Here is a 17,779-nt window from a genome sequence, read left to right as displayed (position 1 = left end):
CCTATAATTTTATTAAAATATTCTATATAAATTCTAAAAAGAATAAATACCTATCTTTTATCAATTTTATCTGCTATTTTATTTCCTACAAATTGTACTATTTGTACAAATATTATTATTACTACTACTGCGGACCAAAGTATTAATGGTTCATTTCTTTGATATCCATATCTATTGGCAACATCTCCAAGTCCGCCACCTCCCATTACTCCAGCCATTGCAGAATAACCTATTACATTTATAATTGTCATTGTAATTGCTCCCACAATCATGGGCATTGCTTCTGGTATTAAAACTTTAAATATTATTTCTTTTTTTGTCGAACCCATGGACTCTGCTGCTTCAATTATTCCATGATCAACTTGCATAAAATATCCTTCCATTAATCTCGCAACAAAGGGTGCTGCCGAAATTGAAAGGGGAATTATCATGGCTGCAGTTCCGTAGGATTTCCCAACTATTAGTCTTGAAAGTGGAAATACAACTATCATCAAAATTACAAAGGGAAAGGAACGAAGTATATTTATAAGTCCATCTAAAAAAGAGTAAAATGAATTTGATTCACTAAGTCCTCCTGGCCTTGTAATTGTCAAAATTACTCCCAGTGGCATTCCTATTAAAAGAGCAATTGCTGTAGATGCAAACACCATTACTAGAGTTTGTGGTATTGCTGGCAAAATTATATCTAAAATTCTTTCCACTTATAACACCTCCACGTTTACATTGTTTTCTTGTAAAAATTTTATTGCTTTATTTCTATCCTTTTCTTCTCCCAGTATCTCCACTGTTAGATAACCCACACTTGAAATGTTTAATTTATTTATATTGCCTGATAGTATTGAAAAATCTATGCCACATCTTTTTACACATTCTGAAAGTATTGGCTTGTCATAATTTTCATCTGCATAAGAAAGCCTTAAAATATCTCCCTTATAATCATCAGAATTTAAATATCCCTCTTCAGTTTCATCTTGCAAATTTTTTATAAAAGATCTTGTAACAGAAGTTTTTGGATTTTTAAAAAGTTCCTTGGTTTCATTTTCTTCAATAATTTTTCCACTTTGCATCACAGCAATCCTGTCACAAATTTCTTTTGCAACTTCCATTTGATGAGTGATCATAATTATAGTAGTATTGTATTCTTCTACAACTTTTCTAAGAAGTTTTAAAACTGACTGTGTATTTGCTGGGTCAAGTGCTGATGTCCCTTCATCTGAAAGTAAAATGGATGGATTTGTTGCAATAGATCTTGCTATTGCAACTCTTTGCTTTTGTCCTCCAGAAAGTTCTTTTGGATATGAATTTTTCTTTTCCCTTAAATCTATAAAATCTAAAAGTTCATCAACTCTATCTTCTGTTTCTTTTTTTGATACACCAGAAATTTCAAGAGGATAAGCAATATTTTCTGCAACAGTCTTTTGCATAAATAAATTAAAGGACTGAAAAATCATACCAATGTCCTTCCTCTCATCTCTAAGTTCTTTTTCATTTAAATCTAAAATAGATTTTCCATGAATTAATATCTCTCCACTAGTTGGTTCTTCAAGTCTATTAATGCATCTTACAAGAGTGGATTTACCAGCTCCAGATAAACCTATGACGCCATAAATTTCTCCTCTATTCACTTTGAAAGAAACATCATCTAAAGCTTTAAAACTTTTTTCATCTGTCTTAAACTCTTTAACTAAGTTCTTTACTTCAATCATTTTTCCTCCACCAATAAAAAAAGAGCTCTCATCCAATAAGGACGAAAGCTCGTGTTACCACCTTAATTTGTCACTTCCTCACAAAAGCAACCTCTTCAAGTACTATCATACTCTACTTCTGTAACGGGAAGTCCCGTAAATATCTAATATCGATATTTCCTAGAAAAGGCCATGTTCCCCAAAAATCGATCCACTTCTTTCACCAAAACGAAGCTCTCTTAAGTCACAATTTAAAGGTACTCTTCTTCTCAAAAAGTTTATTTATAAATTGTTATTATTATACGTGGTTAATTTTTAAATGTCAACACTTTTTTTATTTTGTTATAAGATTTTTAATATCTTCATCAACATTCGTAATTCCAGAAATCCCAAAATTATCAACTAATACATTTACAACATTTGGAGATAAAAATGCAGGAAGAGTTGGTCCAAGGTGAATATTTTTTACACCAAGTGATAAAAGTGAAAGTAATACTATTACTGCTTTTTGTTCATACCATGCAATATTGTAAACTATTGGAAGATCATTTACACTTTCAACTCCAAAAGCATCGACTAATGCAAGTGCAATTTGAACTAAAGAATAAGAATCGTTACATTGCCCTGCGTCTAATACTCTTGGTATTCCATTTATATCGCCAAGATTTAGTTTATTGTATCTATATTTTGCACAACCCGCTGTCAAAATTACAGTTGAATCAGGAAGTTCTTCTGCAAATTCTTTATAATAATTTCTATCATTCATTCTTCCATCGCACCCTGCCATTACAACAAATTTTGTTATATCGCCATTTTTTACAGCTTCAATAACTTTATCAGATAGAGCCATAACTTGAGAATGAGCAAATCCACCGACAATTTCTCCCTTTTCAATTTCTTCTGGAGAATCACATTTCTTTGCAAGTTCAATTATCTTAGAAAAATCTTTGTGTCCCTTTTCGTCTTCTTTTATATAAGTGCAACCAGGGTAACCCGCTGCTCCTGTTGTAAACAATTTATCTTTATAAGAATCTTTTGGAGGAACGATACAATTTGTAGTCATAAGTATTGGACCATTAAATGACTCAAATTCATCTCTTTGTTTCCACCAGGCATTTCCATAATTACCAACAAAATTTTTATATTTTTTAAACTTAGGATAATAATTTGCAGGAAGCATTTCGCTGTGAGTATAAATATCTACTCCAGAACCTTTGGCTTGTTCTAGTAACATTTCAAAATCTTTTAAATCATGACCTGAAACTAAAATTCCTGGATTTTTTCCAACTCCAATATTTACATTAGAAACTTCAGGATTTCCGTAAGTTGTTGTGTTTGCTTTATCTAAAGTTGCCATTGCTTTATATCCCATTTCGCCAGTTTTAAGCGTAAGTGCAACTAATTCATCAACCGTTTTTTCTGTCAAAAGTTCTGCCATAGTTTTTAAAATAAAATTATTTACTTCTTCATTTTCATAGCCCAAAACTTTTGCATGTCTAGTATAAGCTGCCATGCCCTTTAGACCGTAAGTTATAAGTTCCTTTAAACTTCTAATGTCTTCATTATCTTCAGCTAAAATAGAAACTTCGCCAGAATTTATTTTATTCTCAATTTCAGAAAATTTTTCTGTACTCCAATTTGCAGCATCGCTATAATTTTTTTCTTCTCTCAAAGAATTCATAAGCTTAATTGTTTCTTCTATTCTATTTTTTATTGCAATATCGTCAAAATTTGCATTTGTAATAGTAGTAAACAAATTTAAGATGACTTTATCTGTTGCTTCTTTATTGTCTTTTCCACTTTTTATTACAATTTCAGAAAGGCCCTTTGATATCCAAATCAAAAAATCTTGTAAATTTGCAACTTTTGCACTTTTTCCACATACACCCTTTTTCACACAACCTGTGTTCTTAAATGTTTCTTGACATTGAAAACAAAACATATCCATATTTTCTCCTCCTATTATTTTTCACTCATTACATTTAATTTCTAAAAATATTTTAATAAAAATTTTTATACTTTTCTGTTGCATATGCAACAATTATTGTCTTGTCTATGTAAATTTTTGCAAAGAAAAAACTCATGGCAAAGCACGAGTTTTTTATAATATGAGGATTTATTAAATTTACTTTCTTAAAAATTATTTGTTTTCATTTTCTATTATTTCATCAATTTTCTTGTAAAGTTCATCAACTTTTTCTTGAGAACCAAGACTTATATTGTCAATTACTTTTCCATCTCTATCAATTAAAAGAGTTGTAGGAAAAGCTGTCAAATTTTTAAGATAAGCATCACTTTCTTCAGAAGGCTTTACAGCAATATTTGTGTAAGTAACTCCCTTAGTCTTCAAAATCTTTTGTGCATCTTCTTTAATATTTTTATTTTCATAAGTATCTAGACATATTGACATAACTTTTACATTTTTGTCTTTTAATTCTTCACTTATTTTTTGAAGAGTTTCCATTTCATCTATACAACCCTTGCAGCCAGTAAACCAAATACTCATAATTGTCACTGGACTATCCTTAAAAACTTCATTATTTATAGGATTTCCTTTAAAATCAACTCCTTCAAACTTTGGGAATGAATCTCCCGTAGAAAGTTGTGTGCCTTCTGGTGCCTTACTTGTGCAAGCTACAAGAGTAAAAACTAAAAATAAAATAATTGACAACTTACTTATCTTCGAATAAATATTTTTCATTTATATCTCCTTTATTAAAATTTTTATTTTTAAATGAGGTTGAAATTGCTGATGTAGGGCAAGCTTTTATACAATCACCACATCTAATACATTCCAAAGCTCTTTGATTTTTCGACATATCCACATCCATCTTGCAAACTTTTTTACACTTCCCACAAGAAATACAACTGTCATTAACATGGTATTGATAAAAAGAAAATTTATTAGTTAGTGCATAAAATGCCCCTAAGGGACAAAGGTATTTGCAAAAAGGTCTGTAAAAAAATATGGAAAGTACAATTATAAGAATAAGAATAACTGATTTCAACAAAAATAAATTACCAAGAGAAGCTCTAATACTTTTATTTGCAATAGATAGTGGTACTCCACCTTCCAATATTCCCTGTGGACATATATACTTGCAAAAATAAGGTGAAGCTATCCCCAGTTCATCTGTAAAAATCACACCAAAAATCCACACCACAAAAATTAAAATGAAATACTTAATATACTTTAAAAAAGAAAATTTTCTTGTGCTAAACTTTTTTGTTGGAATTTTATAAAGTAAATCTTGAAAAAATCCAAAAGGACATAAAAATCCACAAATCAATCGCCCGAACAAAGTTCCAAATAAAAGCATAAGTCCCGTCACATAATAAGAAAACTTAAATTTTGATGAGCCAACCACTGCTTGAAAGGAACCTATGGGACAAGACAAAGCCGCACCTGGACATGAATAGCAGTTGAGCCCTGGTACACAAGCACTTTTTAATTTGCCAGTATAAATTGTACCCTTAAAAAAATTTGTGATATGTAAGTTAGTAAAAATCGTAAAAAATCCTTGTACGAAATTTCTTTTATTTCTTAAATTATCCAATTCCAACGCACTCCAAGCAAATTTTTATAGCCTTTGAAAGCACAGTATCCACTTCAGATCTATAAGATCCATAAAAAATAAACGCAATAGATAAAATTAATATTGCATAAGAAAATTTTCTATCAACAAAATCTTTCATTTTTTCACCTCACAAATAGTATAACATTCGGAGTATAAAGATTGCGTTAAGATAAAATAAAAAATTTTTATAATTTAAAAATCTTAAATAAATAATAAAAAACTCCTACATATATTACAAATATAAGAGTTTCATAAATTTCTCCAAAAATTACATGATTTTTAATTTCATATACAAATAACTTTCATCATAAACATAGGTTATGATATTATTTATATAAGTTGTATAATATAATTACAATGCTGTAAAAAAGTTGATTTCTTATAATTTATAGCAAAGGATATATTTATTTTTAATAATTATATTTTCTAAAAAGGAGAAATTATGAAAAAATTATATTTTAAAGAAAAATTTTTTAAAATTACAGATCATTACCCTATACTAGATGAAAACGAAAATGAAGTTTACTACTTAGATCAAGATTTTACTTTCATCGGTTATAAATCCTCTGTCAAAGATTTTAATGGCAAAAATATATTTAATATAAACAGGGAAATTATATCTTTTTTCCCAAGATACAATGTTACATTTAACGACAATACAAATATGATTGTACAACAAAAATTCGAGTTTCTTAAACACAAAGTCGAAGTTTATTTAGACGATGAAACTTTAAATCTCTCAGGCAACTATTGGCATCTTGACTTTGATATAAAAAATGAAAATAAAAAAATGATAGGAAAAGTTACTAGGGAACTTTTTGCCCTTACAGACACCTATGAACTTACTATTTTAGATGAAAATTACACAGAAAAATTAATCGCACTTGTTATTTGTTTAAATAATATGATAGATTTAGAAAAATCTTCACGCTAGGAGGAGGAAAAATGGAAAAACAAATTTTAGAATATATTGAAAACTTATGCAATACACCATCACCAACAGGTTACACAAAAAGAGCCGAAAAATATCTAATAGATGAATTTACTTCCATGGGCTACAAACCTTACCAAAGCATAAAAGGCAATGTAATAGTTCCAATCAACAAATGTGAAGGTGAAGGGCTACTTTTGTCATCTCACATAGATACTTTGGGACTTATGGTAAGAAGTATAAAATCAAATGGAAGACTTCGCGTCACAACTCTCGGTGGATTTCCTCTTTCCTATGTGGAACAAGAAAATGTAACTATTATTACAAGAAATGGAAAAGAATTTACTGGCGTAATGAGAATAAATAACCCATCAGTCCATGGTTCAAGTGATCCAAAGGAAATTTCTCGTGACGATAAAAATATGGAAGTTGTCATAGATGAAATTACAAACTCCGCAGAAGAAACTGAAAAACTAGGAATTTCCTCTGGGGATTTTATTGCTCTTGATCCAAGATTTACCCTTTCAAATGGCTTTGTAAAATCTAGACACTTAGATGACAAGGCCAGTGCTGGAGTTCTAATGGCACTTGCAAAAGAAATAAAAGAAAAAAATATAAAAATAAATCGTCCACTTTATATGATGTTTACAATTTATGAAGAAGTTGGACATGGTGCTGCAAGTGGAAATCCATCTAATGTAACAGACATGATTGCAGTTGACATGGGAGTAGTTTATGATGATTTAAAAACAGATGAAACAAAAGTATCTATTTGTGCCAAAGATTCCTCTGGTCCCTACAATTATGATTTAACAAATGAATTAATAAATTTAGCTAAAGATAATAAAATAGATTATGCAATAGATATTTATCCATTCTACGGATCAGATGCCTCTGCTGCAATGTCTAGTTCAAATGACTTCCGCCACGCTTTAGTTGGGAGTGGCGTTGCTGCAAGCCATGGCTATGAAAGAACACACATTAGTGGTTTAAATGGTTTATATAAATTATTAAAAGCTTATATAACAAAATAAATTAAATAATTAAAATGATAAAAATTAAAATTAAATATTTCAATAACTATTTATGCCCTTATTTTTTAAAAGACGACAGATTTTCCCTTTCTGTCGCCTTTTAATTTATTATTTAATTTTAATAAAATACTTATATATTAATTAGATAAAATAAGTTAAGTAATAGCAAAGTAGATATTAGATACAAAGTAAAATATGTAATGTGAAGAGGAATATTAAATCTAACATATTCTTTAACTTCATTCATTTCTACTTTTTGTCCACTATTTACTAAATTCTCTACTTTTCCAAAACCTGTTAATACATGAAACATCAACATTATAATTGGAACAATTATATTAAAACATAATGGCATAAGTCCACTATTGCAATTAAGAATCAAAGATATAATTGATACTATGACTTGTCCAACTAGTATAACAAAATAATTTCTTTTGACTTTAGTATTTGAACGGAAGAAAGAATAATCTTGAAATCCACTTAATAAATTAATTTTTAAAATATAATTAAAATAACTTCCTAAAGTAATTATATACATCAGCATCATTCCTGACATAATAGCTGTGTATATAATTTGTATTTTCAAAATAACTAAATTCAAAAAATCACTTCTATCTTGTCTATCACATATCGTTGTAACAATAATGCTCTAATAAAATAAAAAGAAATAGTAGAGCCTAGTGCTCCTATAGAACTTATTTTTTCATCTCCCAATAGATATTTATAAACCCCAAATTTATCTCTCGCTTAAATTTCCTCCCTGAATATTATATTATTTTCGGGAGAATTTTATTTACTTATTAATTTCTTTTTCTAGTTCTTGAAGGACATTTATAATCTCTTCAAAGTTTGGATATTCTCCATATATCATTTCTGACATAGCCTTATAATCTTTTTCTATTTCAGAAAATCGGTACTCTCTTGGGACTAATCTTAATCTTCCATTTAATGCTTCTTCATACCTTGCCCACTTTCTAGGGTAGAATTTCATTTTAAATTCAGTCACTTTTTTTAATAAATCCTTATCCTCTAAGGCTCTGTTTTTATAATCTGAATTTACTATTTTATATAGGTCATAAAAGTGTCTTGCATACCTATGTGGCATAGGAGAAGATTCTGGTCTATTTGCTTCGTGGTGTAAAATTGTTGCTTTTTCCAAAAAGGTTCTCTCTGCTGATACTGTTCTTATATTAGTTTTTTCTTTAAATACATTCGGATAGGCTTCACTAATTATTGGCAAGATTTTAACATCAATTGCAGGTGTCCATGCTGCAAGACTTCCTATTTCAAGTCTTATATTTTGTGTCAAATAATTAGATTCAAAAATTTTAGGATATTTACACAGAATCGTTTGTGGATCAAGAGTATCAATCATAAATTCAAAGTCCATGTCCTTTAAATCTTCTTCTAAAGCTTTTATAAATTCATCTCTTAAAAATACTTCTGTGTTTTCATTAACTTCTTTGTTGAATTTATCTTGCTTGGTATTTGATCTTTCTAACCAAGGTTCTTTTTCTTCATAGCCTAATACTCGCCAATCTAAGATTAGATCTATATCTTCAGAAAATCTTTCAATGAGTCCAAAACACTTTGAAAGTGATGTGCCACCCTTAAAAGTAAAATATTCTTTCCATTTGTTTTCATTAAATAAATAATCTAAGATAAAAGTAACCCAATAGTCTTTTTCAATAACTGCCTCAGATATATTCTCCTTTCTGGCTGTATTTACTATTAAAATCCTTAACTCTTCTTTGTTTTCTATATAGAACTTATTCATTTTTGCCCTCACAAATTTCCCTTATTACTTCATATATCCATGATGGAACTGATTTTGACTCATTCATTAAGTCTTTTCTTTCTTTTTCACTTAAATTTTTTCTTATCTTTTGTATAACTTCGTTAGTTATATTTTCTTTTCCCAAAGACTTGATTGCCTGAATTACAGTCGCTGTCTTTAAGGACATATTAGCAATCTCTCCTGGATTTACTTTTTTAAATTCTAAAATGGTATCCCCTATTTTATATTTTTTGTATCTTCCACTAGATATATATTTATAGTGAGTTGGAACTTGTGTTGAAAGTCCTAATAAGTTTAAGGCTGTGCTATTATATGGTGCAATATTCCAATTGTATTTTCTTGCTATAGCAAGTGCTAACTCGTGAATTGATACTGCTTCGTACTCTCCAATTAATTCACTATATCTTGGATTGTAATAAAAGCCATCGATGACACGCTTAATTTTTCTTTCATTTACCATTCTATTCAATGCCTTTCTAGCAGTTTCATAAGAAGCAATATCTAAAAAGTCATTAGCAAAAAATACTTTATGTGAGTCAAAATCATTTATTTTATCTGATATTTTTTCTGTATATGAACTCATTACAATCCTCCTTCGTCCCAAATATCATATCATATCTGGGACAAAAGTTCAATTGCACTTAAATTTTATTCCTCTATAATAGTTCATCATCCTCATATAGTATCTCTTTTTCATCTTCATTATTTCCCACTTCATCTTCTGATTCAATCATATAGAGTAGGTCTTGTTCTTCTACTTCTTTTAAGAGCTTACATTATTTTAAATTTATAAGTAATCTGCTCTTAGTTTTAAATGTTAAAAATTGTCTTGTATCTACTGGATTTACTTTATCTTTTTTTAAATCTCCACTTGATATAATATATTTTCCATTCCTATCTAAATTTTCAATTACTAAACCACTTTTTTTATTTTCTTGTATTGCAAGATTATTTTTCGCCTTTATTTCACCACCTTTAATTAAAAAACGATAGAATTTTAATTTTCTATCGTCTTTATAATTTATTATTTAATTTTAGCGCATTCTTTTAATATAGTTTTGCTCCAGCTAGTATATTTTCATTTACCATTACTAAATTCAAAAGTTCTTCTCCATCATATTCGCATACTGCTGATAAAAGCATTCCACAGGATTCTTCTCCCATCATTTTTCTTGGTGGAAGGTTTGTTATCGCCACTAACTTTTTGCCCACAAGTTCCTCTGCACTGTAGAAATTTTTAATTCCTGACAGTATTATTCTTTCTTTTTCAGAACCATCATCTAATGTAAATTTCAATAGTTTTTTTGACTTTGGAACTTCTTCGCAGTTCTTAACTTTTACAACTCTAAAATCAGATTTTGAGAATGTATCAAAATCAACCATATCTTCAAATAGTGGTTCAACTTTTACTTTTGAAAAGTCGATTTTTTCTGTCGTAAGTTTGTCGTAAGTTTCGTAAGTTTCATTTGACGAATCTTTATTTTCTGCCTTTTCTAAGCCTATTGGCTTCATTGTTGGGAATAATAATACATCTCTAATGCTTGGTTGGTCAGTTAATAACACAATCATCCTGTCAACACCAATTCCAAGTCCTCCTGTTGGTGGAAGTCCAACTTCTATTGCATTAATAAAATCTGAATCCATTGGATGAGCTTCGTCATCCCCTGCTTCTTTTTCTCTAACTTGTGCTTCAAATCTTTCTCTTTGATCTATTGGGTCGTTAAGTTCTGAAAAAGCATTTGCAAACTCCCAAGTGTTGATAAAAGCTTCAAATCTTTGTGTAAGTCTTTTGTCTTCTGGATTCCTTTTTGCAAGTGGTGAAACTTCTACTGGATGACCAATTACAAAAGTTGGTTCAACAAGGTGTTCTTCACAGAACTCTTCAAACATTTCTGATAAAACTTTTCCCCATGTATCATGTTCAGATATTTCAAGTCCCTTTTCTCTTGCAACTTCTCTTGCATCTTCATCTGTGTCAATTTCGTTAAAATCAACATCAGCATATTTTTTAACAGCGTCAATCATTGTAATTCTCTTCCAAGGAGCTTTTAAACAAATTTCTGTGCCTTGATAATTTATTGTATCTGTTCCCAAAACTTCTTTTGCAACATATTCAAATAGATTTTCAGTTATTCTCATCATCTCTTCATAATCTGCATAAGCTTGATAAAGTTCAATATTTGTAAATTCAGGATTGTGTTTTGGATCCATTCCTTCATTTCTAAACATTTTTCCCATTTCATAAACTTTGTCAAATCCACCTACAATTAATCTCTTTAAGAAAAGTTCGTTGGCAATTCTAAGTTGCATATCAATATCAAGAGTGTTGTGATGAGTGTAAAAAGGTCTTGCATTTGCTCCACCTGCTACTGTTCCAAGTATTGGTGTTTCAACTTCTAAGAAGCCTTTATTATCTAAAAACTCTCTAATTTTTTTGATAATTTTATTTCTCTTTATAAATACATCTTTTACTTCTGGATTTACGATTAAATCTACATATCTTTGTCTATATCTAAGGTCTGGATCTTTAAGTCCATGAAATTTTTCTGGAAGAATTTGAAGTGATTTAGAAAGTAAAGTTAAATCAGTTGCACGAACTGTAATTTCACCTGCTTCTGTTTTAAATACAATTCCCTTAACACCAATAATATCTCCAATGTCAAGTCCCTTGACGTCTTCATATTTATCTTCTAAGACATCTTTTCTAGCAAAAACTTGGATAGTTCCAACTGAATCTCTCACATCTAAGAAACAAATCTTTCCATGACGTCTTTTGCTCATTACACGACCAGCAATGGAAACTTCTCTCTCTTCATCTTCATTAAATTCTTCTTTAATGTCCTTTGAGTGAGCAGTCACATCGTAAGTTTCATTTACAAAAGGATCTTTCCCTTCATTTTTTAACTCATCTAGCTTTCTTCTTTTTAACAAAAGCATTTCATTTAGTTTTGCATCTTCTGTCTTTTTCACAAACTGCCTCCTAAATAGTTATTCCACAAATTTCGTACTTTATAATTCCATCTGGAACTTCAACTTCAACTACATCGCCAACACGACTGCCAATTAATTTAGACCCAACAGGCGATTCATTGGAAATTTTACCTTCAAGGGGATCTGCTTCTGCAGAACCAACAATTGTGTATTCATCTTCTTCGTGAGATTCAACTTCTCTAACTTTTACATTTGAACCAATATTAACTACATCTGTATTTAAATCTTTTTCATCTATAATCTTAGCATTGCGAACCATCATTTCAAGTTTTGCAATTCTTTCTTCAACTTGCGCTTGTTCGTTTTTTGCTTCATCGTATTCAGAGTTTTCAGAAAGGTCGCCATAACCTAGGGCAACTTTAATTCTTTCAGAAACTTCCTTTCTTCTAACAGTTTTTAAATATTCAATTTCATTTTCAATTTTTTCTAAACCTTCTGGTGTAAAAAATATATCCTTTGCCAAAATTCTCTCTCCTCATATATAAAAAATAAGGCGTTATCCGCCCTTTAACAAACCTTTTAATCTAGGCTATTATAGTTTATAGTTCTCTAAATGTCAAGAATTTAAAGTATTTGAAAAAATTTTTCTATAAATAAAAACTCTGCAACTTTCATCACAGAGTTTTAAAATTATTTTAATTTATTTAACTTTATTTTCTTTTTCCATATTCTTTTTTTGATAAACATAAATTAAATTGTCTATGGTACAGGAAATTGCTATACAATTAAATAAATCATTACGATCTAGTCCATTATGAAAAATTTTATAAACAATAAGGTAAGTAATTCCTACTGTTATAATGATAATTGGTAGTAAAACTTTTAATCTCTTAAAAGAATTTCTTTTATGATTTATAAAATACACAATTAACCACATTATCGTTAAAGAAAAAGGCATACTTATCATCTCCAAAACCTATAATCAGCATCTACTAAATACCATTTTCCAAAACCTTCATATTCATCATATTGGTATCTTTCTGTAATATATAAATCAACTCCTGTATGAGATTTAGCTAGTGATGAAAAAATAGTTTCAGCAACCTTAACCATTATAAAAGCCCATCCTAATCCTGAGCTAGCTATTAAAGCCTTGGTAAATTGATCCTTTGTAACTTGATTAATAATAAATAATGCTGAAGATCCATTTCCTGCCCATCCACAATATCTTGCAATTTTATCAAAATTTATTGATATAGTTCTATGTCTAACGTCTCCATTATTAGCGTATAACATCATAGTCTTGGGACTTGTATTTTGTGAAACAACTTTACTAATATTTGTCTTATTTTGTAGTATTTCCGGAAGTTTAAAGTCTATTCCTGAATTATCAGCTTCTCTTTGATAAAGTTCGATTATTTCTTCATCACTAAAACCTACATCAACAAGAGTATTATATAATTCATTACTTTTATAGCTATTTTCATTTAAAAACCTATTTTCATCTCTAGTATCCATTGCATAAGATACAGTCACTATATTTGTTAAAAAAGCCAATCCCAACATAAAACATAAAAATCTTTTTTTCATAATATTCCTTCATAAATAATTCTAAATTGTATAACGTTTTTATCTTAAAATTATTTATACATTGGAATCACCTCAAAAAAATATTGCTATCGCTTTCAACACAATTATATCAAATTATGATTTAGTTGTCTAGTATGATAAATAAAGTGTATAATTTTTATAAATTGTATATTTAAATTAGCCACCTAAGAACATAAAAAAGCATCCCTCGGGTACAATGTAATAAAACAAAAAATACAAAGGAGTACCCATCAAGATGCAAGATAATAATAACACAAAAGGAAAGCATTTAACATACACTGAACGATTATTAATTGAACGTTGGAAAAATAAAGATAAAAAATCAAATAGAGAAATTGCTAAGCTACTTGGTAAGGCTCCTCAAACGATTAATAATGAAATAAATAGGGGTCTAGTTGATTTGTCTTTTAATGGTGGATTTGTAGAATATTCTGCCGATATGGCTCAAAACCATTATGATTGGAATCGAATGGCCGTTGGTAAGACTAGTGTTTGGTCTCCTGAAAAAGATGAAATTATAAGAGCAGGTATCTTGAATAAGTTATCTCCTGAAGTTATTTCTCAAAAGAAAGGTATGCATTGTTTTTCGACTATTTATTCCTGGATAGAAAAGGGATGGATTAAAGGTATTTGTAAAAAGGATTTAATCTATCCTAGGAAAAGGAAAAAGACTTTTCATAAAAAAACAAAGGATATTCGAAAAAGGGGTGGGCTCTCTATTGATTTGCGTCCAAAAGTTATTGAAAATCGTGAAGAAGTTGGTCATTTTGAAATTGACTTAGTGATTTTTAACAAAACCAAGGGAGAACAATTACTCACGTTAACAGACCGTAAGACTAGGTATGAAATTGTCCGTTTAATTAAAGATAAGAGAGCTGAAAGTGTTCATGAAGTATTAAAGAAATTATCAAAACAGTATAACTTTAAATCCATTACAGCAGATAATGGATCTGAATTTATGCATTTAGAAGAAGTTATGGATTGTCCTATTTATTATGCCCATCCTTATTCCTCTTATGAACGAGGAACAAATGAAAATGCAAATAGGATGATTCGTAGGTGGCTACCTAAAGGGACGCAATCAGCCACAGCTAAAGCTGTGGCTGATATAGAATCATGGATGAATCATTACCCTAGAAAGATGTTTAATTATAAATGTCCTTTAGATCTTCCTGAAGTGGCTAACTTATTCTTGTAATTTATATTTGAAAAAATTTTTCTATAAATAAAAACTCTGCAACTTTCATCACAGAGTTTTAAAATCTATTTAACTTTATTTTCTTTTTCCTTATTCTTATTTTGATAGAAAAAAATTAAATTGTCTATTGCACAGCCTATTACTAAATAGGAACAAAAATCGTAAAAAGTCATTTTGCTATAAATATTAAATTTTTTAAAAAAAATTGTAAATATTATATAAGATGCTACAGTTAATCCAATTAAGACTGGCAATCTCCTAATTGAATTTTTCTTGTGATTTAACAAGTATACAATGATTCCCAAAACCGCTAATGAATAAAACATATAGAGTCCTCCCTTTAAAACCTAAAACTAAATTTGAATTTTAAAAAATTATAAATCTAAATTAGATATATAATCTCTTATAACTTCTATTATCTCATCTTTGTCCTTTAGGGTGTTTAATTTATTTCTAACTTCCTTTGAGTCCTTCATTCCTTTAAAATAATCGGAATAAACTTTTCTCATCTCAAGAACACCAAGTTTTTCTCCTCTGTACTTTATCTTTCTCTCAAGCTCATCAATCATGAGTAGAAGTTTTTCTCTATCACTTGTTTTTTTGTAATCTCCAGTTTTTAATAATTCTTCAATTTGATTAAAGATGTATGGGTTACCCACAGCACCGCGACCTATTGCCACTCCGTCGACCTTTGAATAATTTATTTTTTCAATTGCATCTTCTGGTGTTTCAATGTCGCCATTTCCAATTACAGGAATTTTTACATTTTCTTTAACTTCTTTTATATAGTCCCAATCTGCTTTTCCTGTGTAATATTCTTCTCTCGTTCTACCATGGACTGTTACAAAACTTGCACCCGCTGCTTCAATATTTTTTATGGCTTTTATAGAAGACATTCCGCCAATTCCCTTTCTCACTTTTACAGATACTGGCTTTTTTGAATTTTCCACAACAGATTTTACAATGTCATATACAAGTGAAGGATCACTTAATAGATATGATCCAGACTTATTTTTTACAATTTTTGGAGCAGGACAGCCCATGTTTATATCAACATAAGAAAAATTGTAATCATTTAAAATAGAAGCTGCCTCACCCATAATTTTTGGATCACTTCCAAAAATTTGAACAGAAACTTTTTTCTCTCTTGGAGAAATATCTAATAAATCAATTGTCTTTTTATTTTGGTAAACAAGTGCCATTGCAGACACCATTTCAGTTACAGTTATATCTGCACCTTTTTCTGTTGCAACTTCTCTAAAAGCTATGTCAGTGTATCCTGCCATTGGTGCTAAAATTTTTAACAAAAAATCACTCTCAATCTATCTTTCTATTTTTCTCGTATATAATTTTAAGCCCCTCAAGTGTCAAGAACTTATTGATTATAAAATTATATTTAGAATCTTCTGTCAACATTGTGGAGAAACCACCAGTTGAAATAATTTTAGTTTCCTCTTCTTTCCAATTTAGTTCTTTTAAAAGTTTCGCAACTATTCCATCAATCATCTCAGTATACCCGTAGTAAAGTCCAGATTGCATTGCTCCAACTGTATTTGATTGAATAACTCTATCTGGTGCAATTATTTCAATTTTTGGAAGCTTTGAAGTCATCATAAAAAGAGCTTCAGCAGAAATCCCAATACCTGGCATAATCAAACCTCCAAGATAATTTTTTTCTTCATCAATTACACAAAAAGTCATAGCAGTTCCGATGTCAACTATAATTGATTTCTCTCCATAAAGTTCTAGTGCTCCAACTGCATTCACAATTCTATCTGCACCAACTTCTTTTGGATTGTCATATTTTATATTAAGTCCCAAGTTCAAATCTGCACTTACTATCATTGGATTTTTATTAAAATATTTTCTAATCATTGAAGGAAGTGTGTGCATAAGGTTTGGAACAACTGATGAAATAATTACATCTTCAATATCTTGTGGATCAATATTTGCATGAGTTAGAGTTTCTATAAAAATAAGTCCATATTCATCTGATGTCCTAGTCTTTACAGTGGAAGTTCTAAAATCATTTACAAGTTCATCACCCTTATAAACACCCCAAGTTATGGAAGTATTCCCAACATCTATTACTAATAACATTTTACACCTCATTTAACAAATTGTTTTCATTATATATTGTATAAAGCTCACTTTCAACTAAATTATTGTTAAAAATCTTTTCTGTTTACATTATTCTTCCTTTTATTATATTATGTGTAATTTTAAATTTGTTTAATCAAAATGTAGCCTTAAAATTATAAAATAGTTTATTAAATAAAATTTAGTTAACCTCATTGACTTTGTGGTAAACATTGTGTAATATAGACCCTGGAGGTTAAAATGAAAATAAAAACAAAAGACATAACAAAAATTGCACTTTTAGTTGCACTATTAGCAGTGGGAGCCTTTATAACTATACCAATTGGACCAGTTCCTTTCACTTTGCAAAACTTCTTTGTGTTTATGACAGGACTAATACTTACTCCCTCCTATGCTTTTTTAACAGTAATTATATATATACTATTAGGTTTAATTGGTCTTCCAATTTTCGCAGGATTTCACGGAGGTATTCAATCAATTTTTTCTCCAAGCTTTGGATTTTTAATTGCTTTTGCAATTGGAGCAGCATTTATTTCTAAATTTGCTCATGGAGAAAAAAACTTTAAAAAGATTATGCTTATCCTTATTCTTGCAGAAGTTATCTTTTATGCAATTGGTCTTCCTTATATGTATCACATTTTAAATAATGTAATGGGAAATCCTATGGATATATCAAAGGTCTTTACTATTGGTATGATTCCTTTTATAATTCCAGACCTAGCTAAGGCAGTTGTGGCAGCAATTATTACTCCAAGAATTTTAAAAGAGTTGAAATAATTTTATTAAAAACTGTTTTATAAAAAAATTTTTAAATATTTTTTAATTTTTATAATAATAGAATAATTTTTGAAAAATCTCATCCTTGTGATGGGATTTTTCTATATATATTTATTATAGTTATATGATTAAAATT

19 protein-coding genes are annotated in these 17,779 nt (G+C 29.4%); 4 read left to right on the top strand and 15 right to left on the bottom strand.

Annotation, left to right across the window (positions count from 1 at the left end; genetic code table 11):
• Positions 1 to 50: 50 nt before the first annotated feature.
• The 6 genes from BQ5450_RS08370 to BQ5450_RS09175 all read right to left on the bottom strand — a co-directional run bounded on the left by BQ5450_RS08370 (position 51) and on the right by BQ5450_RS09175 (position 5,381).
• Complete coding sequence (locus tag BQ5450_RS08370) at positions 51 to 701, bottom strand: methionine ABC transporter permease (protein ID WP_010244292.1); 651 nt, start codon at positions 699 to 701, stop codon at positions 51 to 53.
• Entirely contained in the window at positions 702 to 1,706 is a 1,005-nt protein-coding gene (locus BQ5450_RS08365; RefSeq protein ID WP_071126532.1) for a methionine ABC transporter ATP-binding protein, read from the bottom strand.
• Between the two features lie 313 nt (positions 1,707 to 2,019).
• Complete coding sequence (gene hcp, locus BQ5450_RS08360; RefSeq protein WP_010244296.1) at positions 2,020 to 3,627, bottom strand: hydroxylamine reductase; 1,608 nt, start codon at positions 3,625 to 3,627, stop codon at positions 2,020 to 2,022.
• A 198-nt stretch (positions 3,628 to 3,825) separates the two neighbouring features.
• Complete coding sequence (locus tag BQ5450_RS08355) at positions 3,826 to 4,386, bottom strand: TlpA family protein disulfide reductase (RefSeq protein WP_071126531.1); 561 nt, start codon at positions 4,384 to 4,386, stop codon at positions 3,826 to 3,828.
• Entirely contained in the window at positions 4,358 to 5,242 is an 885-nt protein-coding gene (locus BQ5450_RS08350; protein ID WP_071126607.1) for a 4Fe-4S binding protein, read from the bottom strand. Before BQ5450_RS08350 ends, BQ5450_RS08355 begins: the two co-directional genes overlap by 29 nt.
• Entirely contained in the window at positions 5,235 to 5,381 is a 147-nt protein-coding gene (locus tag BQ5450_RS09175) for a CD1871A family CXXC motif-containing protein (RefSeq protein WP_010244302.1), read from the bottom strand. Before BQ5450_RS09175 ends, BQ5450_RS08350 begins: the two co-directional genes overlap by 8 nt.
• Positions 5,382 to 5,705: 324 nt before the next feature.
• Here BQ5450_RS09175 and BQ5450_RS08345 point away from each other — a divergent pair, with 324 nt between their 5' ends.
• Positions 5,706 to 6,197 carry an LURP-one-related/scramblase family protein gene (locus BQ5450_RS08345; protein ID WP_071126530.1) on the top strand — a complete coding sequence of 164 codons (492 nt, stop codon included), beginning with the start codon at positions 5,706 to 5,708 and terminating at the stop codon, positions 6,195 to 6,197.
• Positions 6,198 to 6,208: 11 nt separating this feature from the next.
• Complete coding sequence (locus BQ5450_RS08340; protein ID WP_071126529.1) at positions 6,209 to 7,228, top strand: M42 family metallopeptidase; 1,020 nt, start codon at positions 6,209 to 6,211, stop codon at positions 7,226 to 7,228.
• A 130-nt stretch (positions 7,229 to 7,358) separates the two neighbouring features.
• On the opposite strand, the gene BQ5450_RS08335 is transcribed toward BQ5450_RS08340, so the two are convergent.
• From BQ5450_RS08335 to BQ5450_RS08305, 6 genes are all read right to left on the bottom strand, one after another.
• Positions 7,359 to 7,829: a hypothetical protein gene (locus tag BQ5450_RS08335; RefSeq protein WP_071126528.1), complete on the bottom strand. Its 471-nt coding sequence runs from the start codon at positions 7,827 to 7,829 to the stop codon at positions 7,359 to 7,361.
• A 192-nt stretch (positions 7,830 to 8,021) separates the two neighbouring features.
• On the bottom strand, positions 8,022 to 9,005 hold the full coding sequence (locus tag BQ5450_RS08330) for a nucleotidyl transferase AbiEii/AbiGii toxin family protein (RefSeq protein WP_071126527.1): 984 nt from the start codon (positions 9,003 to 9,005) through the stop codon (positions 8,022 to 8,024).
• The gene (locus BQ5450_RS08325) at positions 8,998 to 9,609 is read right to left on the bottom strand and encodes a DUF6088 family protein (RefSeq protein ID WP_071126526.1); all 612 of its coding nucleotides are present in this window, start codon (positions 9,607 to 9,609) and stop codon (positions 8,998 to 9,000) included. Before BQ5450_RS08325 ends, BQ5450_RS08330 begins: the two co-directional genes overlap by 8 nt.
• Positions 9,610 to 10,073: 464 nt before the next feature.
• The gene (gene lysS / locus BQ5450_RS08320; protein ID WP_071126606.1) at positions 10,074 to 11,963 is read right to left on the bottom strand and encodes a lysine--tRNA ligase; all 1,890 of its coding nucleotides are present in this window, start codon (positions 11,961 to 11,963) and stop codon (positions 10,074 to 10,076) included.
• Between the two features lie 43 nt (positions 11,964 to 12,006).
• Entirely contained in the window at positions 12,007 to 12,480 is a 474-nt protein-coding gene (gene greA, locus BQ5450_RS08315; protein ID WP_010244316.1) for a transcription elongation factor GreA, read from the bottom strand.
• Positions 12,481 to 12,920: 440 nt separating this feature from the next.
• Complete coding sequence (locus BQ5450_RS08305; protein WP_071126524.1) at positions 12,921 to 13,547, bottom strand: hypothetical protein; 627 nt, start codon at positions 13,545 to 13,547, stop codon at positions 12,921 to 12,923.
• A 256-nt stretch (positions 13,548 to 13,803) separates the two neighbouring features.
• On the opposite strand from BQ5450_RS08305, the gene BQ5450_RS08300 reads away from it, so the two are divergent.
• Complete coding sequence (locus BQ5450_RS08300; RefSeq protein WP_071126523.1) at positions 13,804 to 14,766, top strand: IS30 family transposase; 963 nt, start codon at positions 13,804 to 13,806, stop codon at positions 14,764 to 14,766.
• 65 nt (positions 14,767 to 14,831) lie between these two features.
• Here the strand turns inward: BQ5450_RS08300 and BQ5450_RS08295 are convergent, their stop codons facing one another.
• The 3 genes from BQ5450_RS08295 to BQ5450_RS08285 are packed head-to-tail and all read right to left on the bottom strand — an operon-like array spanning position 14,832 to position 16,866.
• Positions 14,832 to 15,092, bottom strand: coding sequence for a hypothetical protein (locus BQ5450_RS08295; RefSeq protein ID WP_010244318.1), 261 nt, complete (start codon positions 15,090 to 15,092; stop codon positions 14,832 to 14,834).
• A 48-nt stretch (positions 15,093 to 15,140) separates the two neighbouring features.
• Positions 15,141 to 16,073 (bottom strand): tRNA dihydrouridine synthase DusB, encoded by a 933-nt coding sequence (dusB, locus tag BQ5450_RS08290; RefSeq protein WP_083379760.1) that lies wholly within the window; start codon positions 16,071 to 16,073, stop codon positions 15,141 to 15,143.
• A gap of 10 nt (positions 16,074 to 16,083) precedes the next feature.
• The gene (locus BQ5450_RS08285; protein WP_010244322.1) at positions 16,084 to 16,866 is read right to left on the bottom strand and encodes a type III pantothenate kinase; all 783 of its coding nucleotides are present in this window, start codon (positions 16,864 to 16,866) and stop codon (positions 16,084 to 16,086) included.
• A gap of 240 nt (positions 16,867 to 17,106) precedes the next feature.
• Between BQ5450_RS08285 and BQ5450_RS08280 the strand changes: the two genes are divergently transcribed.
• Entirely contained in the window at positions 17,107 to 17,643 is a 537-nt protein-coding gene (locus BQ5450_RS08280) for a biotin transporter BioY (protein ID WP_071126522.1), read from the top strand.
• The last annotated feature ends 136 nt before the right edge of the window (positions 17,644 to 17,779 follow it).

The sequence above is a fragment of the Peptoniphilus lacydonensis genome (genome assembly GCF_900106515.1).
Classification (GTDB): domain Bacteria; phylum Bacillota; class Clostridia; order Tissierellales; family Peptoniphilaceae; genus Peptoniphilus_A; species Peptoniphilus_A lacydonensis.
Note: the sequence above shows the minus strand (reverse complement) of the source record. Positions and strands in the feature narration are given on the sequence as shown.